This window comes from Halomonas sp. NyZ770 (assembly GCF_020616575.1).
Lineage (GTDB): Bacteria > Pseudomonadota > Gammaproteobacteria > Pseudomonadales > Halomonadaceae > Vreelandella > Vreelandella hamiltonii.
This window is the reverse complement of sequence record NZ_CP085143.1, coordinates 2,421,922-2,441,363: the sequence shown is the minus strand read 5'-3', so window position 1 is coordinate 2,441,363 and position 19,442 is coordinate 2,421,922. Positions and strand designations below refer to the sequence as shown.

The following is a 19,442-nucleotide window of genomic DNA, read 5'->3' as shown; positions in this document are numbered from 1 at the left end:
CATGGATCACGCAAAGCAGTTGATCGCGGTAATCGATGAGCCCGGTAGCGAGCGTGATGCGCTGGCCGAGGCGATTACCTGTGATGGTATGTGGGTGTTTGCCGCAGACAATATCGATCATCTGCCGGTGGGCACCGCGCTGATCGTTGCCCATGCCAGAGCAGTGCCCAGGCAGCAGTGGTCGCAGCTGGCCCATCGCCTGCCCGCACTGGTCGTGAGTGATACCCGTCAGGATGCGGATTTGATCAAGGCGATCGACGCCGGGTTGGTGGATTACATCGTCCACCCGCTCGGGCATACCGAATTGCTGCGCAGGATGATCCGCAAGGCCATCGAGCTGCATCAACTGGCCCAGGAGCGTGATCGTGACCGGCAACGGCTGGCGGAGCTGAACGAAAGCCTGGAAACGCATCTGGCCCTGCTGAGAATGGATCAGCAGAGTGGTGGACATATCCAGCGCCGTCTGCTGCCGCCAAGGCCCAAGGTGATCAGCGGCGTCTATTACGATTACTGGTTTGCGCCGTCGCTCTATCTGTCGGGCGATTTTCTTGACTACCAGCGCTACGACGACCGCTTCAGCGTGTTCTATTTTGCCGATGTATCCGGCCACGGGGCCTCCTCGGCCTTCGTGACCGTGCTGCTGAAATATCTCTGCAACCGCTGGTTGAACGAGTGGGACGGTCAGGACCCTCAGGCGCTGCCGCCCCGCTGGTTATCGGCCCTGAACCGTGAACTTCAGGATACCGACATCGGCAAACACGCCACTTTATTTGTCGGTGTTATTGACCATGAGGAAAAGACTCTGCACTATTCGCTCGGCGCCCAGCTTCCCATGCCGCTATTGATGGCGGATGGCAACCTGACGCGTTTGGCGGGGGAAGGAATGCCTGTAGGCCTTTTCCCTGATGTGGAGTATCCTTCGCTTAGCTGTCCGCTGCCAGCCGACTTCAGGTTGTGGCTGTGTTCAGATGGTGTATTGGAATGCTTGCCGGGTAAGACGCTCGACACGCGGCTCACGGAACTTGAGCAACTAGTAAGCGAAAGTGTCACGCTTGAGCAGCTGCGAGACCGGCTAGCCAACACCAACTCGCTCCTGAGTGGGGGCGACGAGGAAGATGAGGCGAACCAGGACCGCGATGCTTTACCCGATGACCTGACAATCATGATGGTGAGCGGATTTGGTCATGCTGATTGAAGAGGGCCGCATCAAGGCGGCGTTCGACTCCGGTGTTTTTGTTTTAAAGCTGTGTGGTGATGTAAGACTCACGCTCTGCGCCACACTCGATACCCAAGCACAGCGTCTAGCGGAAACGCCAGGCCTGCGTGCCGTGATGATCGACCTGCGTGAGGCCACGAACGTCGACTCGACGGCGCTGGGTTTTCTCGCCAAGGTGGCCATGGCCGTCAAAGGTCGTCTGGAACAGCCCCCAACCATCATCGCGGATAATCCGGATGTCCGGCAGATGCTGGATGTGATGGGTTTTGCGCGTTTCTTTACGCTGATGTCGGCACCGATTCAGCCGTCGGCACCGCTGGAGACGGTACTGGAAGATCTGCCCGAGGAGCCCGCTGACGAAGAGGGGCTGCGCGGCCGTATTCTGGAAGCGCACCGTATCCTGATGCACATGAACGAGCATAACCGCGAGCAGTTTCAGCCGCTGGTGGAGATGCTGGAAGCCCAGGGGGCTCCTGCAAAATAAAGCCCTCTGGCCAGTGATGCGCCAGAGGGCTGTTCACAGACGCCTGGTGAGCAGGCGTGCAAAAGTCGCAGCCTAGCCCTTTCTCAGCGTGCTCAGCAGTTCTTCCAGCTTGCGCTGGTCAGCCATGAACTTACGAATCCCTTCGGCCAGCTTGTCGGTGGCCATCTCGTCTTCGTTCATTGCCCAGCGAAAATCGGCTTGTGCCAAGGCTTCTTCCGGTGAGCTGCTGGCGCCAAGGGGGCTGAGTTGGCGGGGCAGGTCGGCTTCGATCTCGTCCAGCTCCTTGAGCAGGGCAGGGGAGATGGTCAGGCGGTCGCAGCCTGCCAGCGCCTGGATCTCACCGATGTTACGAAAGCTGGCACCCATCACGATGGTGGGGTAGCCGTGGCCTTTGTAGTACTCGTAAATTCCTTTGACCGACTGTACGCCCGGGTCCTGTGCGCCGCTGAAGTCGGCATCAGGCTGGCGCGCCTTGTGCCAATCCAGAATCCGCCCCACGAAAGGCGAGATCAGCGTGACGCCAGCATCGGCGCAGGCTTGGGCTTGGGCAAAGCCGAACAGCAGGGTCAGGTTGGTACGAATCCCGTCGCGCTCCAGCTGATGAGCGGCCTGAATACCTTCCCAGGTCGAGGCCATCTTGATCAGAATACGCTCGGGGCCCACGCCGTACTCGGCATAACGCTCGATCAGCGAGTGGGCCTTGGCGATGGTCGCTTCCTTGTCGAAAGAGAGACGCGCGCTGACCTCGGTGGATACATAACCGGGAACCAGCTTGCTGATTTCGCTACCGATATCCACTGCCACCCGATCGACCGCGTCATCCAGGTCGGTGCTCTCCTTGGCGATACTGGCCAGGCGAGCGCGGCGCTCCTCCTGCTGGGCCGCCTGAAGAATCAGCGAAGGGTTGGTGGTGGCGTCCTCGGGCTGGAAGCGACGAATGGCTTCCAGATCCCCGGTATCGGCCACCACGGTGGTCATCTCTTTCAATTGGCTTAATAGGCTAGTGGCCATGCAGTGCTCCTTGTATGAGTCATGGTTACTCTAACAAGGCTGGCTCGCGTTGAGTATGCTTGATCGGTGACGATGATGAAGAATCCGCTGCTCGCCACTGATAGCCGACGGCCTGGGGCCGCTGGCTGATCTTGAATCGGGCCGCTTGCTCTCGCATGCCTTCGGCGGCCGACTCCAGCGACATGGCATCCTGCGCGGTGGCATCCACCTGAAGCGCATTGGCCTGGGTTACCTGGGTCTGCTCCTGCAGGGTCTCGTTGATCTCTTCGATGTTCTGGTGCTGCAGGTGGGCGGCTTCGGCAATATCGGTAATCAATCGGTGAGTCGTGGAGATCGAGCCGACCATCTCCTCGAACTGCTGGTTGGCATCTCGGGAAAGCTGGTTGCCGCGCTCGATACTGGTATTGGAAGAGGCCAGCAGGCTGCGAATCTGAGTGGCAGCTTCTGCGCTGCGGGTGGCCAGTGAACGCACCTCAGCGGCCACCACGGCAAAGCCACGACCCTGTTCGCCCGCACGGGCCGCTTCCACCGACGCGTTGAGGGCCAGCAGGTTCGTCTGGAACGAAATACCATTGATGACGTTGACGATGTCGTTGACCTGCTTGGCGTGGGCATCGATCTCTTCCATGGTCGACAGAAAGGCTTCCATGGTGTGGTGGCTCTGCTGAGCTTGTGTCGTGGCGTGTTCGGTCAGTTCCTTGGCCTTCAGGGCATGCTCGGCGGTGTGGGCCACGCTATTGGTCAGGGTATGTACGTTGGTGGCCGTGTTGTCCAGTGAGGTGGTTTGCTGATGGGTGCGCGTGGCCAGGTCCTCGTTACCCAGAGCCAGCCGCTGAGCACTCTGGAACACGTGCTGGCTGTTGTCATGCAGTTGCTTGACGGTCTCGATCAGGGAGTTTTGCATGACCCCTAGGGCTGCATAGAGCTGGCCGATTTCGTTGTTGCCACGGGCCGGAACCTCGGCACTCAGGTCTCCTTCGGCCATATGACGAAAGTGGCCGATCAAGTGGCGGATGGGCTGTAGCAACTGGAAGTGGCCCAGCCAGATCAAGGCGCCCATCAGGGCCAGGGAGGCCGCCATGCCCAGTGCCAGCCCAGCGGCCACCATACCTGCGCGCTGCTCGGCGTCCTGCATCAGACTGACACCCTGCTGGTCGGCTACCTGGTAAAACGCCCGAGCATGGCCTGCCAGGGCCTCGCTATGATCCATGGCTTCCAGGGTGATTTGCCGATAGCCGCTGCGGTCACCGGTGGTAATGGCGTTGCGCTGGGCATCCATACTGGCCAGCAATTGGTTGGCGCGCTCACCAATGGCGTCGCGCAACGCTGAATAGGTGCTGTCCTGAGTGGCCTGCAGGAAGCTTTCAAGCGCCTGGGACATCTCGTTCAATTCATACTCGACGGCTTCCAGCGCTGCGATGGGGTCCCCGAGCGACGGACGCAATTGGCGCTCCAGGGCACGGTCCATGCGATTGAGACCTTCCAGGCTGGCAATGTGCAGCCGATTCAGCGAGGAGGCTTGCTGAACATTGACCTGCTCAAGAGAAGCCAGGTCACGCTGGCTCTGCTGCATGATATGCCAGGCCAGTGCGGCGAACATCAGCAGGCAGCCTGCCATCAATAGCAGCGCGGCAAGGCTCAGATTGCGTAGCGAAATGTTTTCCAGCTTTTTGAGTATCATCGTGGCCCCCAGGACAGCGTCATTTGAATCATGACGGGCAGCTTAGTGGGCAAATGTTTCAGTTCTGAGTGGGCGATGCGCGATTCTGGGGTTGTGTGTATGATTAGCGTCCTATCTAAGTGGCCAGCGAGCGGCCAACCAGCGTAGCTTTCAAGGAGATGTATGGAACTCAATCCGCGTCGCGTAGCGCTATTGGTGGCGGCCAATACGGCGTTGGCCCCTTTTGCAATAGATGCCTACCTGCCTGCCATGGGAGTGCTGGCGGAAAGTATCGGTGCCAGCATTCACCATACTGAGCTTTCCATCAGCATGTTTCTGTTCGGCTTTGCGCTGGGGCAGCTCTGTTTTGGCCCGCTGTCGGACCGCATGGGGCGCAAACCTGTGCTGCTCAGCGGGCTGGTGGTCTTCATGCTGGCCAGCTTGATGATCACCACCGCCGATAGCCTGACATCCTTGCTGGCATGGCGGTTCGTGCAGGCGCTGGGCGGGGGAGCCTGCGTGGTCAATTCGGCGGCCATCGTACGGGATTGTTTCAGCGGGCGTGAGGCTGCCAGGGTGATGTCCACCATGGCCATGATCATGATGCTGGCACCGCTGGTGGCGCCGGCGGTCGGGAGCCTGCTACTGCATATTGCAGGCTGGTGGCTGATCTTTGTGTTTCTGGCTGTCTATGCAGGCTTTTTGCTCTGGCTGTTGGGGACGCGCCTGCCTGAAACCCGCGACCCCGGTTTGCCCGCCGCAACCCCTCGTCAGGTGCTGGGTAACTACGCCAGCGTGCTGCGTCACCGAGAGGGCATGGGTTACATTTGCGCCGTGGCAGCCTCGTTTGCGGGTCTGTTTGCTTTCGTGACGGCGTCGCCCTTTCTTTATCTCGATTACTTCTCCCTCTCTCCAGGCGTTTACCCGCTGGTATTTGGGGTCAACGTGATCATGCTTGCGCTCTCCAACCGGCTGAATATCCACCTGCTGCGCAAGCGCACGCCCCAGCAGAACCTGCGCTTTGGCTTGACGGTGCAGCTATGTGCCGCGCTGGCACTGGTGGCCGCAACGGCCTTCGATCTGGCCACGCTGCCGGTCGTGGTGGCGCTGGTGATGCTGTTTACCGGCATGATCGGGCTGATCACACCCAACGCCATCTCGTCGCTGCTGGATCATTTCGGCCATATCAGCGCCACGGCCACGGCGCTGCTGGGGGGCATTCAGTTCAGCTGTGGCGCGCTGGCGGGTGTGCTGGTGGGGCTCTTCCAGGTAGAGCATCTTTGGCCGATGGTGCTGACCATGCTGGGTGCGGCGCTGCTGGGTAACATCGGGGTGAGAAAGCTCACCCAGGCGGTCTAGGCGTGGCGGAGCTCGAATGGCTGGCGCTCACCATGGAGCTCTCCTTGGGAATTTCTCTAGCGACATGGCTGGCCTGTGCCGGCGTGCTGCTGCTGGGGGCCTTCGTACAGCGTGCTACGGGGTTTGGCCTGGCGGTCGTCGGGGCACCGCTGTTGCTGATGCTGGAGCCACGGCTGGTGCCGGTAGTGCTGGTGCTGTTCGGTTTTACGGTTTCACTGATGATGGTGCGGCGCTATTGGCACGAAGTGCATCTGCGCGAGATCAGCGTGGCACTGGTGGGGCGGCTGCCGGGTAACGGGCTGGGAATCTGGCTGCTGCTGGCGGCGCCCATGGCCGTGCTGGAAACGCTGATTGCCGCTATCGTGCTGTTTGCGGTAGGCGTGACGCTGTGCCGTTTTCATTTGCCGGTGAATCGCGTCACGCTGTTCGTGGCCGGTGTACTGTCGGGCATCTTCGGCACCGTGGCGGCCATTGGTGGGCCGCCCATCGTGCTGTTGATGCACGGCTTCTCGCCGGATCGCATGCGCGGCAATCTGGCGGCCTTCTTCGTCATCACCTCGCTGCTGACCCTGGCGACGCTAGCCCTGGCGGGGCAGCTCAGCATCTGGCATTTCAAGCTGGCGCTGACGTTTCTGCCTGCCGTATTGATCGGCAATGCGCTGGCCGATGCGGTGGCCCATCGGTTGGATAAAGTGCTGCTACAACGCTGTTCATTGGCCCTGTGTACGCTGGCGGCGCTGGGCTTGCTGCTGTGATAGGGCCCCAGGCCAACGCTTCGTTAACATTCCTCGCTAAAAAAATTACCGCTGTCATATTTCTGCAATCGTCGCTGTGCAAACTCCTCGGTGTGAAAGGCCAATCGCCAACATTGCCGAACGGCTCAAATCGAATAGCCCAGGCATGAAACCAAAGGGGACACGACGATGAAAGTAACGAAAAAGACACTTGGTGTTGTAGTGGCTGCCGCACTGGCTACCGGCGTATCGACGGCTGCCGTTGCTCGTGACACCGTGCAGATTGCAGGTTCTTCAACTGTACTGCCGTTTGCCAGCATCGTGGCGGAAGAGTTTGGTAACACCTACTCTCAGTTCAACACCCCAGTGGTAGGCTCTGGTGGCTCCGGTGGCGGTCTGCGCCAGTTCTGTCAGGGCGTTGGTGAAAACACCATCGACATCGCCAACTCTTCTCGTGCCATCCGCAGTGGCGAAGTGGCCAACTGTAACGAAAATGGCGTCAACGACATCCTCGAAGTGATGTTCGGCTACGACGGTATCGTGTTTGCATCGCGTATCGACCGTGAAGAGTTCGCTCTGACGCCTGAGCACGTATTCAAAGCCGCTGCCGCTCAAGTCACACAAGATGGTCAGCTGGTCGACAATCCCTACACCCGCTGGAACGAAATCGACAGCAGCCTGCCCGACCAGGAAATCGTGCTGGTGATTCCGGCTTCCAACCACGGCACCCGTGAAGTATTCGAAGAGAAAGTCATCCACGCTGGCTGTGAAAGCGACGCCAACGTAGAAGGCGATGCCTGTAACTCACTGCGTGGCGATGGCCGTATCGTCGAGATCGCCGGTGACTACACCGAAACGCTGGCTCGTCTGGATGCCCAGGCCGATGCCGTTGGCGTCTTCGGTCTGAGCTTCTATGACCAGAACCGTGACCGCCTGCAAGTGGCCACTGTGGATGGCGTGACGCCCAGCCTGGAAACCATCGGTTCTGGCGAATACCCCGTTTCTCGTCCGCTGTTCTTCTACGTGAAGGGCGAGCACCTGGACGTGATTCCTGGTCTGGCCGAGTACACCGAGTTCTTCCTGAACGACATGATCTCTGGTTTCGGCAGCCCGCTGGAAGACGCTGGTCTGATCCCGATGAGCGAAGAAGAGCGTGCTGAAGCACTGGCTCAGTTCCAGGCCCGTACCGTGGTAAGCGTTGAAGAGTAAGACTGCCGCCATCGCTTCACAGCGGTGATCAGGTAGGTATTGCGCCGGCATCATGGAAATGGTGCTGGCGCTTGAACGTAGGAAATCATGGGCGGAGAGAGAATGAGTAACATTGCCTTGATAGCCACGCTACTCGTGATAATGGCCTTGGCTTACCACTTGGGTTTGACACGCAGTCGCGCGGTTGCGGCAGAGCACGATGTCAGAATGCATTCGCGCCCCGGTTATTATGGAGCGTTGGTGGCCCTGTGGTGTGGGCTGCCAGCGCTTGCCCTGTTTGTATTGTGGTCGCTGTTGGCACCACAGTTGATTGACATGCTGGTCGTTCAGCAACTGCCTCCCGAGCTGGTGGCAGGCATGAGCGAACGTGAAATGAATACCTTGTTACGGCGTATCACCGCGCTGGCCAATGAACGTAACGTGGCTGGGGGGGGAAGCGCCGAGGAGTTGGCCGCGGCCGCACACATGGCGCGCCTGCAGACCTTCCAGAACACCACGCTGATCGCGCTGATGGCCGTGGTGGCCGTGGTCGGGCTGGTGTTTGCCCGGCGGCGTATTTCCCCTCAGTGGCGGGCGCGTAATCATGTCGAGCGCGTCATCTCCATTGCGCTGGCCTCCTGCTCCGCCATCGCGATTTTCACCACGGTGGGCATCGTGTTGTCGATGCTGGGCGAAGCGCTGAAGTTCTTCAGCTTCATCAGCCCGGCAGAGTTCTTCCTGGGTACGACCTGGAATCCGCGTTTCAGCACGTCGGGAACCGATGCACAGGGTGAGTTTGGCCTGCTGCCGCTGCTGTGGGGCACCATGATGGTGAGCATCATTGCCTTGCTGGTAGCGATTCCCGTGGGGCTGATGACGGCGATTTACATGGCCGAATACGCGCCCCCCTGGTTGCGTAACGTGGCCAAGCCGATCATCGAAATTCTGGCGGGTATCCCGACCATCGTGTACGGCTTTTTTGCCTTGATCGTCATCGGGCCTTTCCTTTCCAGCCTGGGCGATATGGTCGGCATCAATATTCGTACCACCAGCGCGCTCACCGCGGGCCTGGTGATGGGCATCATGATCATTCCGTTCGTATCGTCACTCTCTGACGACATCATTACCCAGGTGCCCAAGTCACTGCGAGATGGTGCGCTGGGGCTGGGGGCAACCAAGTCCGAGACCATTCGCCAGGTGGTATTGCCTGCGGCGCTGCCGGGTATCGTCGGTGCCTTTCTGCTGGCGGCCAGCCGCGCCATCGGCGAAACCATGATCGTGGTGTTGGCGGCCGGTAATAACCCGGTACTTCACGGTAACCCGTTCGAGGCGGTATCGACCATCACCGTGACCATTGTCAACCAGTTGACCGGGGACATGGATTTTGCCAGCCCGCAGTCGCTGGTGGCCTTTGCTCTGGGCTTGACGCTGTTCGTCATTACCCTGGGCCTGAACGTCATCGCACTGGTTGTGGTGCGTAAATACCGCCAGCAATACGAGTAAGCGACCATGTCTATTACGATTGAGCAGCGCCGTCAGCATCGCCTGACAACGATCGAAAACTCGCTGGCAAGACGTCATCGTCAGGAAAAGCGTTTTCGCTTTGCCGGGTTGGCCGCCGTCGTGACCGGCCTGACCCTGGTCGCCATTCTGTTCATCAGTATTCTGATGCGCGGTGTGCCGGCGTTTTGGCAAGCGACGCTCTACCCGGAGGTGTACTTCGACCCCGAAGTGATCCAGCTGGAAGAGAAGCCGGTGCGCGCCAGCGGTGAAAGCCAGTCGGCGTTCAACGAGCGTTATTCCGCGTGGCTGACCCAGGCAGGACTGGTCAACTGGCAGTCATTGATCGACCGCGCCATGGAAGAGGCGCTGGGGGTCGAGGTCGAGCCTCGACAGCTACGTGATCTGCGTGCCCTGGTGGCATCGGGTGAGCGTTTCTCGCTGCGTGAGCAGTTCATCAAGGACCCTTCCCTGTTGGGCCAGACCGTGGAAGTGAAAATGCTGGCGGCGGCCAACGTCGACGTCTGGATCAAGGGCAATATCGACCGCTCGCTGCCGGATGCGCGTCAGCAGTTGAGCGCTCAGACCCGTGAATGGGCCGACCGTCTTTACGACGAGAACGTCATCCGCAACTCCTTCAGCACGTCGCTGTTCCTGAACACCGACTCGCGCAGCTCGCCTGCATCGGCGGGTTTGGCAGGGGCCTTCATGGGGTCGCTGTTCATGATGCTGATCGTGATCACGCTTTCGGTCCCCATCGGTGTAGCCAGCGCCATCTACCTGGAAGAGTTCGCGCCCAAGAACCGTTTGACCGATCTCATCGAGATCAATATCAACAATCTGGCAGCCGTGCCCTCCATCGTGTTCGGCTTGCTGGGGGCTTCCATCTTCATCGGCTATCTGGGCATGCCGCTGTCGGCCCCGCTGGTGGGCGGGCTGGTGCTGACGCTGATGACCTTGCCGACCATCATCATCGCTACCAGGGCATCGCTGCGCTCGATTCCGCCCTCCATTCGCCAGGCGGCATTGGGGATCGGCGCATCGAAAGTGCAGACGGTCTTCCACCATGTATTGCCCTTGGCACTGCCGGGTATCCTGACGGGCTCCATTCTGGGCGTTGCCCAGGCGCTGGGCGAAACGGCGCCGCTGCTGCTGATCGGCATGAATGCGTTCGTGTCCAACGTGCCCAGCACGCCATTGGAGCAGTCGGCTGCGCTACCGGTACAGATCTATCTATGGCAGGGTAACGAGCTGCGTAATTTCTTCGAGGCGCGTACGTCAGCGGCCATCATTGTACTGCTGGGGTTGATGCTGAGCCTGAACGCACTGGCAATCTGGCTGCGTAAAAAATTCGAGACGAGGTGGTAAGTGAATACTTCAACAGAGCCCAAGACATCCCCATTGGTGAGCGTAGGCGCTGGCGAGAGCCGCACCAGTAAAGCCACCGACAAGGTCAAGATGAGCGCCCAGGACGTCAAGGTCTTTTACGGTGCCAGCCAAGCGATCAACGGTATCAGTCTGGACGTGTACGAAAACGAAGTGCTGGCATTCATCGGGCCTTCTGGCTGCGGTAAGTCCACCTTTCTGCGCTGCTTGAACCGCATGAACGACACCATCGACATCTGTCGGGTCGAGGGCAAGATCACCCTGGATGACAAGGATATCTATGCCCCGGATCGCGATGTGGTACTGCTGCGTGCCCAGGTAGGCATCGTGTTTCAGAAGCCCAATCCGTTCCCCAAGTCGATCTATGAAAACATCGCTTATGGCCCGCGTCTGCACGGTCTGGCAAAGCGCAAGGCCGAGCTGGACGACATCGTCGAGAGCAGCCTGCGCCGTGCCGGGCTCTGGGAAGAGGTCAAGGATCGACTGGATCAGCCGGGCACCGGGTTGTCGGGTGGTCAGCAGCAGCGCCTGTGCATTGCTCGCACTGTGGCCGTCAGCCCGGACATCATCCTGATGGATGAGCCGTGCTCGGCCCTCGATCCCATCGCGACGGCCAAGGTGGAGCAGCTGATCGATGAGCTCAGCGAGAGCTATACCATCGTCATGGTGACCCACAACATGCAGCAGGCCGCACGGGTGGCCGACCGTACGGCGTTCTTCCACATGGGGGACCTGGTGGAGGTGGACACCACCGACCAGATCTTCACCAACCCGCAAGACCAGCGTACCCACGATTACATCACGGGGCGCTTCGGGTGATCACGACGTACTGATCACGGGGTACCCGCAGGGGGCGTGGCCGCCTGCGGGTTCGATGGCTGGTTTTTTTTGATTTTTAATATATGATTTTTCATATATTGACGATTCACTTGGCTCTGGAGGTTCAGCATGTCACTACGCATTGGTATCAACGGGTTTGGCCGTATTGGTCGTCTGGCACTGCGCAGCCTGTGGGCGCGAGCCGCTGCCGACGAGGTAACCCTGGTGCGCATCAACGACCCGGGCGGCGATGCGGCGACGTTTGCTCACCTGCTGGAGTTCGACTCGGTACATGGCCAGTGGGCGCCGGGGCAGGGCATTGACGCTACCCCGGAGGCGATCACCATCGATGGCCGTACCATCGCCTTCAGTGCCCACAAGACGATTGCCGAAGGTGACTGGTCCGGGTGCGATGTGGTGATCGAATGCTCCGGCAAGATGAAAACCACGGAGAAGCTGCAGGCCTATCTGGATCAGGGGGTCGAGCGTGTAGTGGTCAGTGCGCCGGTCAAGGAGGAGGGCGTGCTCAACGTGGTGGTGGGCGTCAACGATCATCTGTTCGACCCCGCTACGCACCGCATCGTCACTGCGGCCAGCTGCACCACCAACTGTCTGGCCCCCGTGGTCAAGGTCATTCTGGAAACGTTTGGCATCCGTCATGGTTCCATGACCACGGTGCACGACATTACCAATACCCAGACGATTCTGGACGCACCGCACAAGGACCTGCGCCGGGCGCGCGCCTGCGGCATGAGCCTGATTCCCACCACCACCGGTTCGGCCAAGGCGATCACCGCCATCTTTCCCGAACTGACCGGCAAGCTGAACGGCCATGCGATTCGCGTGCCGCTGGCCAATGCCTCGCTGACCGATATGGTGTTCGAGCTCGAGCGCGAAGTGACCGTCGAGGAGGTCAATCAGGCGCTCAAGATGGCCGCAGAGGGGCCCTTGAAGGGGATTCTGGGTTACGAGGAGCGGCCGCTGGTGTCCATCGACTACCGCACCGACCCGCGCAGCTCGGTCATCGATGCGCTCTCGACCATGGTCGTGAATGGTACGCAGCTGAAGCTCTACGCCTGGTACGACAACGAGTGGGGGTATGCCAACCGTACCGCAGAGCTGGCCTGGAAGGTGGGCAAGGAGCAGGCGCGCCGTGGCTGAGTCGCTCAGGGCACGCATCGGCGCACTGCCTTTCGAAGTGCGCCAGTACATGCTGATCACGGGCAACTACTGGGCGTTTACCATCACCGATGGGGCCCTGCGGATGCTGGTGGTGATGTACTTCCACCAGTTGGGTTACTCGCCTCTGCAAATCGCCATGCTGTTTCTGTTCTACGAAGCGTTTGGCGTGGTGACCAATCTGGTAGGCGGCTGGTTGGGCGCGCGGTTGGGGCTCAACCGCACCATGAACGTGGGGCTGGGGCTGCAGATCGTGGCGCTTGCCATGCTCATGGTGCCTGCCGGGATGCTCACCGTCGTTTGGGTCATGGCGGCTCAGGCGCTGTCGGGTATTGCTAAAGACCTGAACAAGATGAGCGCCAAAAGCGCGGTGAAAGTGCTGGTGCCGGCTGATAGCGCCAATGCCAACAGTGCCTTGTACCGTTGGGTAGCGATGTTGACCGGCTCCAAAAATGCCCTGAAAGGGCTGGGCTTTTTTGTAGGCGGCGTGCTGTTGACGCTGATCGGCTTTCGCGGCGCGGTGGTGGCCATGGCGCTGATGCTGGGTGCCGTGCTGGGGCTGTCGCTGTGGCGGTTGAAGGCAGACCTCGGCAAACAGAAGGTCAAGCCAAAGTTTTCCGAGATTTTCTCCAAGTCCCGCGCCATCAATGTGCTTTCGGCGGCGCGCTTCTGCCTGTTCGCATCCCGGGACGTGTGGTTTGTCGTGGCCTTGCCGGTCTTCCTCTATGATCAACATGGCTGGAGCCACTGGACCGTGGGAGGGCTGTTGGCCGCCTGGATCATTGGCTACGGCGGGGTGCAGACCCAGGCGCCCAGGCTCACCGCACTGTTCCGTGGAGACGCTCGGATGCTCACGGCTGGCTGGGCCGCCGCGCTTGCCGTGCTCGCCATTCTGCTGGCTCTGCTGCCCCTGGCACAGGTGGGGTGGCTGGTAGTGGGGCTGCTGGCCTTCGGCGTGCTGTTTGCCGTCAACTCCAGCTGGCACAGTTATCTGATCGTCCACTATGCCCGTGCCGATGGCGTGTCCATGGACGTAGGCTTCTACTACATGGCCAACGCCATGGGCCGCCTGGTCGGCACGTTGCTCTCGGGGTGGCTCTACATGGCCTATGGTTTGAGCGCGTGCCTGTGGGTGGCGGCGGCGCTGGTGGCTGCCAGCGCGCTCATGGCACTGGCGTTGCCCAGGCAGGTGGCGTGATTCGCTCGCCTGGCGCTGGCCTGACGCTCACCCTGGGGAGTTCCCAGACCCTTGCCTGGGCATCCAGCTACTATCTGCCCGCCATTCTGGCGGTGCCCATGGCGCTGGAATTGGAGCTGTCCACTCGCTGGGTATTTGGCGCCTTCTCGGCTGCGTTGCTGCTGGTCGCCATGTTGGGACCCAGCGTCGGGCGTCTGATCGATCGCCAGGGCGGGCGCGGTGTGCTGATGGCTTCGAACGCCATCATGGCGGTGGGCTTGCTGGCACTGGCGCTGGCACAAGGGGCGGTGACATTGGTGCTGGCATGGTTGCTGATGGGCGTGGGCATGGCGCTGGGTCTTTACGATGCGGCCTTTGCCACGCTGGGGCGGCTGCTGGGGAGTCACGCCAGGGCCTCGATTACCGGCGTGACCCTGGTGGCAGGATTTGCCAGTACTCTTGGCTGGCCCATCACTGCCTTCATCGAGAGCGAGTGGGGCTGGCGTGCTGCCTGCGCCAGCTGGGCGCTGGCCCATGTCGTGTTGGGAATGCCCTTGAACGCTCGCTTGCCCAAGGCCGAGCGAGCGCTCTCCAGCGTGTCGAGCCCTGCGTCTGAGGCGCCTGAACGCCCGCGTTTTACCCTGCTGCTGCTGGCGTACGTGTTCGCGGCGGGGTGGTTCGTTTCCACGGCCATGGCCGCCCACCTTCCCAGGCTGCTGCAGGAGAGTGGCGTTTCTCTGTCGGTGGCGATTGCAGCGGCTACTCTGGTGGGGCCTGCGCAAGTAGCGGCGCGCATGGGGGAGTTCGTTTTGCTGCGCCGTTTTCACCCCTTGTTCGCAGGCAGGATCGCTACCACGCTGCATCCCGTGGGCGCCGGGTTGCTGACGTTTTTCGGCATGCCGGCCGCCGGGTTTGCGTTGCTGCATGGCGCGGGTAACGGCATGATGACGATTGCCTCGGGGACGCTGCCCCTGGCACTGTTTGGCCCGCAGGGGTTTGGCCGCAGGCAGGGGCTCATCATGATGCCCGCTCGGGCCTTGCAGGCCCTGGCGCCGCTGCTGTTTGGGCTGCTGATCGACCAGTGGGGCGCATCCGCGCTATGGCTGACGTCGCTGCTCATGCTGGCAGCCACGCTAGCGCTGCTGAGTATCCCGGCTCCCCGGCGTTAACGGGGCGCCATCCAGGAACAGCCGCCTGAATTTCCACCATCCTTCCACTCGTAATCGCAGGCCTTGCCAGGCAAGGGACGGCTCTATCCAGAGGCCGGCCTCTGGCAACTGATGATATTCGAAGGCCGATGTGTCGCTTGGCGCGCCCAGCTCTGCCACGGCGATATGTGCCGTCCCGCCACAGCAGCCATGACGTGGTGAACGGCGTACCGTCACCACGCCTCCGTGCTGCTGGATGAATGCCACGGCAGGGTGCTCCATCTCGATGACCTGACGCATGACGCTCCTGGCTGCCCATGCCGGGCCGTTAGGTGGGGGGATAGTAGACGGTCTCTCCGTCTTCCTTGGTAAATTGTGCAACAGGGTGGTCCAGGAGTGCCAATACCTGCTCGGATGGGCGGCATAATCGCGTGCCCTTGGGCGTACTGACGATGGGCCGGTTGATGAGCAGCGGGTGAGCCATCATGGCGTCGATGAGCTGGTCATCGCTCAACGTCGGGTCGTCGAGCTGCAGTTCATCATAAGGCGTCCCTTTCTGGCGCAAGAGCGCCCTGGGGGGCAGCTGCATCATGGCCAGCAGTGCCAACAGCCGCTCTCGGCTGGGCGGTGTTTCCAGGTAGTGGATCACCTGCGGTATTTCTCCCGATGCTTCGATCATGGCCAGCGTATTACGCGACGTGCCACACGCAGGGTTGTGATAGATCACGATCATGGTGGGGTCCTCATCAGGAGGGTTGGGCTGCAGGAAAATGCGCGCGCGTCTTATTGGCGATACGCACCAGGGCCAGCATGAGCGGCACTTCTACCAGCACGCCGACCACAGTGACCAGGGCTGCTCCAGACTGCAGGCCAAACAGCGCGATGGCGGCGGCCACGGCGAGTTCAAAAAAATTGCTGGCACCAATCATCGCCCCCGGTGCGGCGATATTATGTGGTACGCGCCACGCCTTGGCCCAACCATAGGCGATGAAGAATATAAGAAAGGTCTGAATGATCAACGGAATGGCAATCAGCACGATATGCAGCGGATTGCTCAGGATGACATCGCCTTGAAAAGCAAACAGTAAGACCAGCGTGACGATCAGGCCCATGGGGGTGACCGGGGCCAGGCGTTTCATGAACACCTTGTCGTACCATTCGGCGCCTTTTCTGGCCATCAGCGCTTTGCGAGTGACATAGCCAGCGGCCAGGGGAATGACGATGTAGAGAACGACCGAGAGCAGCACCGTGTTCCACGGGACTTGGATGTTCGAGATGCCCAACAGCAGAACCACGATGGGGGCAAAGGCAAACAGCATGATCAGATCATTCAGCGCTACCTGTACCAGGGTGTAAGCCGCGTCGCCCCGTGTCAGGTAGCTCCATACGAACACCATGGCCGTGCAGGGGGCGGCCCCCAGCAGAATCGCTCCGGCCAGATACTGGTTGGCCAACGCTTCAGGGATGAACGGGCGGAAAATCACCATGAAGAAGAGCCAGGCCAGCGCGAACATGGTGAATGGCTTGATCAGCCAGTTGACCGTGGTGGTGATGGTCAGCCCCTTGGGCTGACGGCGCACACCGGCGACCGCGCTGAAATCGATTTGGGCCATCATCGGGAAAATCATCGCCCAGATCAGCACGGCGATGGGCAGCGACACCTGAGCATATTCAAAGCGCGCCAGGGTTTCCGGTATCTGGGGCGCCCATTGACCCACGGCGATACCGACCATGATGGCAATGGCCACCCAGAGCGACAAATAGCGCTCGAAAAGTCCCATGTCGGCGCTGCTGGGGGTGGCTGGCTGTGGCTGTGTCATGTTCACTCCTCGTTCAAATGGCGCGCTGGTTGACCCGTCGGGAGAGCTCTTCGGCACTCTCCTTGCGCTCGGAATAGCGGTCGGTCAGCAGGTCGCTGCGCTCTCGGGTCAACAGCGTGAATTTCATCAGCTCTTCCATGACGTCCACGATGCGGTCATAGAAAGGGGAGGGTTTCATGCGGTCGTCGTCATCGAACTCCATGAAGGCCTTGGGCACCGAGGATTGGTTGGGAATGGTCAGCATCCGCATCCAGCGACCCAGAATACGCAGCTGATTCACCGTATTGAACGACTGGGAACCGCCACACACCTGCATGACCGCCAGTGTCTTGCCTTGGGTGGGCCTGACACCCCCCAGTGCCAGAGGAATCCAGTCGATCTGTGCCTTCATGATGCCGGTCATGGCGCCATGTCGTTCGGGGGAGCACCAGACCATGCCTTCCGCCCACTGGGCCAGCGTGCGCAGCTCTTCCACTTTGGGATGGCTGGCATCCTCGGCATCGGGGAGAGGCAGTCCGCTGGGGTCATAGATGCGTGTTTGAGCCCCCATGGCTTCGAGCAGGCGCGCAGCTTCTTCGACGACCAGGCGGCTGAAGGAGCGTTTGCGTAGCGAGCCATACAGCAGCAGGATTTGGGGGGAAGGGAGGTCGTTACTCGTCAACCCCAGGGATTCCGGGCTGGGAATCTTGAACAGGGCAGGGTCGAGGTTGGGTAAGGTGTCGAAGTGTGCCATGTGAAGGTCCGTTAAAACGATGTCTTTCATTTTGGCATTGATATATGAATTTTCATATATATTTTGTGGCAACACCCATCATGTTGCCAGCCATGGGCCACAGGCTGGACGCGCTTCATTGCTGCCGCCATGAAGCGCGCTGTGAATCAGTCGATCAGCTCGACCGCCACGGCGGTTGCTTCACCGCCACCAATGCACAAGCTGGCGATGCCGCGTTTGCCGCCTTTCTGGCGCAAGGCATGAATCAGCGTGGCGATGATGCGTGAGCCGGTAGAGCCGATGGGATGCCCCTGGGCACAGGCGCCGCCAAACACGTTGACCTTTTCATGAGGCAGGCCCAGATCATCCATGGCCATCAGCGTGACGACCGCAAAGGCTTCGTTGATTTCGAACAGGTCCACATCTTTGACGCCCCAGCCAAGCTTTTTCATCAGTTTCTCGATGGCTCCTACCGGTGCGATGGTAAATTCGCTGGGATGACGCGAGTGGGTGGCATGCCCCAGTATTCTGGCCAACGGTTTGACACCGTGACGCTGTGCTGCTTCATGGCTCGATAAAATCAGCGCCGAGGCGCCGTCGGAGATCGAGCTCGCATTTGCGGCGGTAATGGTGCCATCTTTTGCAAACGCTGGGCGCAGCTGACGAATCTTGTCCAGTTTGGCCTGAAAGGGCTGCTCATCGTGGGACACCACGGTTTCACCCTGGCGGGTCGTCACGGTGACGGGCGCCATCTCGGCATCCAGGTTGCCATGGTTGGTGGCGGCCATGGCCCGTTCCAGCGAGGCAATCGCGAAATCGTCCAGCCGTTCACGGGTGTAGCCACGCTCGGTGGCCACCTCTTGCGCAAAGACCCCCATCAGCTTGCCGGTTTCGGCATCTTCCAGGCCATCGAGAAACATGTGGTCTTTCAGCTCACCGTGGCCCAGACGATAGCCGCCGCGTGCTTTGGTCAGCACATGGGGGGCATTCGACATGGACTCCATGCCGCCCGCCAGCACTATTTCTCCACTGCCTGCCTTGATCAGGTCATGGGCCAACATGGCCGCTTTCATGCCAGAGCCGCAGAGTTTGTTGATGGTCGTGGCACCATTGGCATCGGGAATGCCTGCCTGCCGCATGGCCTGGCGTGCCGGACCTTGCTTGACTCCGCCAGGCAGAACGCAGCCCATGATGCCCTCTTCGACGAGCGCAGCGTCGATGCCTGCTCGCTCGATGGCGGCGCGTATGGCCACAGCGGCCAGTTCCGGTGCGCTCAAGGTGGAAAGGCTGCCCATCATGCCTCCCATAGGGGTGCGGGTGGCGGATAAAAAGACGATGTCGGTAGCGTTACTCATGGCCTATCTCCTGATAGATTTTTTGTGATTATCGTGCTGAGCGGCTAGCGATGCGTTGACCCGCTGGCGGGGCTGTGGTCTTCTCCTAAGTAACCAAGCAAGCGCTAGTGTAAATGACATGAATGTAATGAATGCCTCTCCTCGCCGCAAGGAATTGACACGCTTAGCCGCTCAGCTATTCGTTCAAGAGGGCTTTGACCGCACCACGGTGCGCATGCTGGCCCAGGAAATGGGCATCAAGTCTGGCAGTCTGTTTCACCACTTCAAGGACAAGCAGGAAATCCTGGCAGCGGTGATCGAGGAGGGCACGCAGAACGCACTGACCATCGCCAGAGCAGCGCTACAGGCGTGCCCCGATCAGCCAGAGGCGCGATTGCATGCCATGGCGCGCGCGCACCTCGACACGCTGTTTGCCGACCGTAATGCCCATGTGGTAGCGCTGTTCGAATGGCGTCGCCTGGACCCTGCGGCCAGCGCTCACTTGAGCCATTTGCGCGATGCCTACGAGGCCATGTGGGTCGAGGTGATCGACGATGCTCTGGCAGCAGGGCTCATTCATGGAGACCGCTTTCTGGTTTCACGTTTTATTCTTGGCGCCTTGAACTGGACCGTTCGCTGGTATGATCCCAATGGCCCGCGCACCCCGGACGACCTGGCCGATGAGCTGGTCGCGATGATCCTGTCTCGGTAATTC

The 19,442-nt window shown here is 60.4% G+C and carries 19 protein-coding genes; 12 read left to right on the top strand and 7 right to left on the bottom strand.

The genetic code is table 11. The features are described from left to right. Position 1: 1 nt before the first annotated feature. Both LG409_RS11240 and LG409_RS11235 read left to right on the top strand, forming a co-directional pair. The gene (locus LG409_RS11240) at positions 2–1,195 is read left to right on the top strand and encodes a PP2C family protein-serine/threonine phosphatase (RefSeq protein ID WP_227406682.1); all 1,194 of its coding nucleotides are present in this window, start codon (positions 2–4) and stop codon (positions 1,193–1,195) included. Continuing rightward, positions 1,185–1,700: an STAS domain-containing protein gene (locus LG409_RS11235; RefSeq protein WP_039182597.1), complete on the top strand. Its 516-nt coding sequence runs from the start codon at positions 1,185–1,187 to the stop codon at positions 1,698–1,700. Before LG409_RS11240 ends, LG409_RS11235 begins: the two co-directional genes overlap by 11 nt. Before the next feature lie 72 nt (positions 1,701–1,772). On the opposite strand, the gene tal is transcribed toward LG409_RS11235, so the two are convergent. Beyond that, complete coding sequence (tal, locus tag LG409_RS11230; RefSeq protein ID WP_039182601.1) at positions 1,773–2,711, bottom strand: transaldolase; 939 nt, start codon at positions 2,709–2,711, stop codon at positions 1,773–1,775. Positions 2,712–2,736: 25 nt separating this feature from the next. Beyond that, positions 2,737–4,392 (bottom strand): methyl-accepting chemotaxis protein, encoded by a 1,656-nt coding sequence (locus LG409_RS11225; protein ID WP_227406681.1) that lies wholly within the window; start codon positions 4,390–4,392, stop codon positions 2,737–2,739. A 162-nt stretch (positions 4,393–4,554) separates the two neighbouring features. Between LG409_RS11225 and LG409_RS11220 the strand changes: the two genes are divergently transcribed. The 9 genes from LG409_RS11220 to LG409_RS11180 all read left to right on the top strand — a co-directional run bounded on the left by LG409_RS11220 (position 4,555) and on the right by LG409_RS11180 (position 14,882). After that, the gene (locus LG409_RS11220; protein WP_227406680.1) at positions 4,555–5,730 is read left to right on the top strand and encodes a multidrug effflux MFS transporter; all 1,176 of its coding nucleotides are present in this window, start codon (positions 4,555–4,557) and stop codon (positions 5,728–5,730) included. A 32-nt stretch (positions 5,731–5,762) separates the two neighbouring features. Then, positions 5,763–6,485, top strand: a complete 723-nt coding sequence (locus LG409_RS11215; RefSeq protein WP_039182659.1) for a sulfite exporter TauE/SafE family protein — start codon at positions 5,763–5,765, stop codon at positions 6,483–6,485. A gap of 168 nt (positions 6,486–6,653) precedes the next feature. Continuing rightward, positions 6,654–7,673, top strand: a complete 1,020-nt coding sequence (locus LG409_RS11210) for a substrate-binding domain-containing protein (protein ID WP_227406679.1) — start codon at positions 6,654–6,656, stop codon at positions 7,671–7,673. Positions 7,674–7,760: 87 nt separating this feature from the next. Beyond that, the gene (pstC, locus tag LG409_RS11205; protein WP_308428151.1) at positions 7,761–9,155 is read left to right on the top strand and encodes a phosphate ABC transporter permease subunit PstC; all 1,395 of its coding nucleotides are present in this window, start codon (positions 7,761–7,763) and stop codon (positions 9,153–9,155) included. 6 nt (positions 9,156–9,161) lie between these two features. Then, positions 9,162–10,520, top strand: coding sequence for a phosphate ABC transporter permease PstA (gene pstA / locus LG409_RS11200; RefSeq protein WP_039182616.1), 1,359 nt, complete (start codon positions 9,162–9,164; stop codon positions 10,518–10,520). Between the two features lie 90 nt (positions 10,521–10,610). Beyond that, positions 10,611–11,357, top strand: a complete 747-nt coding sequence (pstB, locus tag LG409_RS11195) for a phosphate ABC transporter ATP-binding protein PstB (RefSeq protein ID WP_227408113.1) — start codon at positions 10,611–10,613, stop codon at positions 11,355–11,357. 129 nt (positions 11,358–11,486) lie between these two features. Further along, positions 11,487–12,518, top strand: coding sequence for an ArsJ-associated glyceraldehyde-3-phosphate dehydrogenase (locus LG409_RS11190; RefSeq protein WP_016914323.1), 1,032 nt, complete (start codon positions 11,487–11,489; stop codon positions 12,516–12,518). Further along, positions 12,511–13,734 (top strand): organoarsenical effux MFS transporter ArsJ, encoded by a 1,224-nt coding sequence (gene arsJ, locus LG409_RS11185; RefSeq protein WP_016914322.1) that lies wholly within the window; start codon positions 12,511–12,513, stop codon positions 13,732–13,734. Before LG409_RS11190 ends, arsJ begins: the two co-directional genes overlap by 8 nt. Beyond that, positions 13,731–14,882, top strand: coding sequence for an MFS transporter (locus LG409_RS11180; RefSeq protein ID WP_227406678.1), 1,152 nt, complete (start codon positions 13,731–13,733; stop codon positions 14,880–14,882). The genes arsJ and LG409_RS11180 overlap by 4 nt, the downstream gene beginning before the upstream one ends. Here the strand turns inward: LG409_RS11180 and LG409_RS11175 are convergent. The 5 genes from LG409_RS11175 to LG409_RS11155 form a co-directional block, all read right to left on the bottom strand. Next, a complete protein-coding gene (locus LG409_RS11175; protein WP_026001749.1) occupies positions 14,847–15,161 on the bottom strand; it encodes a CC/Se motif family (seleno)protein in 315 nt (104 codons plus the stop codon). The two genes, LG409_RS11180 and LG409_RS11175, sit on opposite strands and share 36 nt — an antisense overlap. A 28-nt stretch (positions 15,162–15,189) precedes the next feature. After that, positions 15,190–15,594: an arsenate reductase (glutaredoxin) gene (arsC, locus tag LG409_RS11170; RefSeq protein WP_016914320.1), complete on the bottom strand. Its 405-nt coding sequence runs from the start codon at positions 15,592–15,594 to the stop codon at positions 15,190–15,192. 13 nt (positions 15,595–15,607) lie between these two features. After that, positions 15,608–16,681 (bottom strand): ACR3 family arsenite efflux transporter, encoded by a 1,074-nt coding sequence (gene arsB / locus LG409_RS11165; protein ID WP_227406677.1) that lies wholly within the window; start codon positions 16,679–16,681, stop codon positions 15,608–15,610. A gap of 13 nt (positions 16,682–16,694) precedes the next feature. Beyond that, positions 16,695–17,414, bottom strand: coding sequence for an arsenical resistance protein ArsH (arsH, locus tag LG409_RS11160; protein ID WP_227406676.1), 720 nt, complete (start codon positions 17,412–17,414; stop codon positions 16,695–16,697). 146 nt (positions 17,415–17,560) lie between these two features. Continuing rightward, positions 17,561–18,748 (bottom strand): acetyl-CoA C-acyltransferase, encoded by a 1,188-nt coding sequence (locus LG409_RS11155; RefSeq protein ID WP_227406675.1) that lies wholly within the window; start codon positions 18,746–18,748, stop codon positions 17,561–17,563. A 127-nt stretch (positions 18,749–18,875) separates the two neighbouring features. On the opposite strand from LG409_RS11155, the gene LG409_RS11150 reads away from it, so the two are divergent. Further along, complete coding sequence (locus LG409_RS11150) at positions 18,876–19,439, top strand: TetR/AcrR family transcriptional regulator (RefSeq protein WP_016914316.1); 564 nt, start codon at positions 18,876–18,878, stop codon at positions 19,437–19,439. Positions 19,440–19,442 lie beyond the last annotated feature (3 nt).

Bases quoted from the DNA above. Each gene is read 5' to 3' on its own strand.
- arsB (WP_227406677.1), bottom strand. From the start codon at position 16,681: ATGACACAGCCACAGCCAGCCACCCCCAGCAGCGCCGACATGGGACTT.
- LG409_RS11190 (WP_016914323.1), top strand. From the start codon at position 11,487: ATGTCACTACGCATTGGTATCAACGGGTTTGGCCGTATTGGTCGTCTG.
- LG409_RS11225 (WP_227406681.1), bottom strand. From the start codon at position 4,392: ATGATACTCAAAAAGCTGGAAAACATTTCGCTACGCAATCTGAGCCTT.
- LG409_RS11155 (WP_227406675.1), bottom strand. From the start codon at position 18,748: ATGAGTAACGCTACCGACATCGTCTTTTTATCCGCCACCCGCACCCCT.
- LG409_RS11240 (WP_227406682.1), top strand. From the start codon at position 2: ATGGATCACGCAAAGCAGTTGATCGCGGTAATCGATGAGCCCGGTAGC.
- pstB (WP_227408113.1), top strand. From the start codon at position 10,611: ATGAGCGCCCAGGACGTCAAGGTCTTTTACGGTGCCAGCCAAGCGATC.
- LG409_RS11210 (WP_227406679.1), top strand. From the start codon at position 6,654: ATGAAAGTAACGAAAAAGACACTTGGTGTTGTAGTGGCTGCCGCACTG.
- LG409_RS11235 (WP_039182597.1), top strand. From the start codon at position 1,185: ATGCTGATTGAAGAGGGCCGCATCAAGGCGGCGTTCGACTCCGGTGTT.
- tal (WP_039182601.1), bottom strand. From the start codon at position 2,711: ATGGCCACTAGCCTATTAAGCCAATTGAAAGAGATGACCACCGTGGTG.
- arsC (WP_016914320.1), bottom strand. From the start codon at position 15,594: ATGATCGTGATCTATCACAACCCTGCGTGTGGCACGTCGCGTAATACG.
- arsH (WP_227406676.1), bottom strand. From the start codon at position 17,414: ATGGCACACTTCGACACCTTACCCAACCTCGACCCTGCCCTGTTCAAG.
- LG409_RS11215 (WP_039182659.1), top strand. From the start codon at position 5,763: ATGGAGCTCTCCTTGGGAATTTCTCTAGCGACATGGCTGGCCTGTGCC.
- LG409_RS11220 (WP_227406680.1), top strand. From the start codon at position 4,555: ATGGAACTCAATCCGCGTCGCGTAGCGCTATTGGTGGCGGCCAATACG.
- pstC (WP_308428151.1), top strand. From the start codon at position 7,761: ATGGGCGGAGAGAGAATGAGTAACATTGCCTTGATAGCCACGCTACTC.
- LG409_RS11175 (WP_026001749.1), bottom strand. From the start codon at position 15,161: ATGCGTCAGGTCATCGAGATGGAGCACCCTGCCGTGGCATTCATCCAG.
- pstA (WP_039182616.1), top strand. From the start codon at position 9,162: ATGTCTATTACGATTGAGCAGCGCCGTCAGCATCGCCTGACAACGATC.
- LG409_RS11150 (WP_016914316.1), top strand. From the start codon at position 18,876: ATGAATGCCTCTCCTCGCCGCAAGGAATTGACACGCTTAGCCGCTCAG.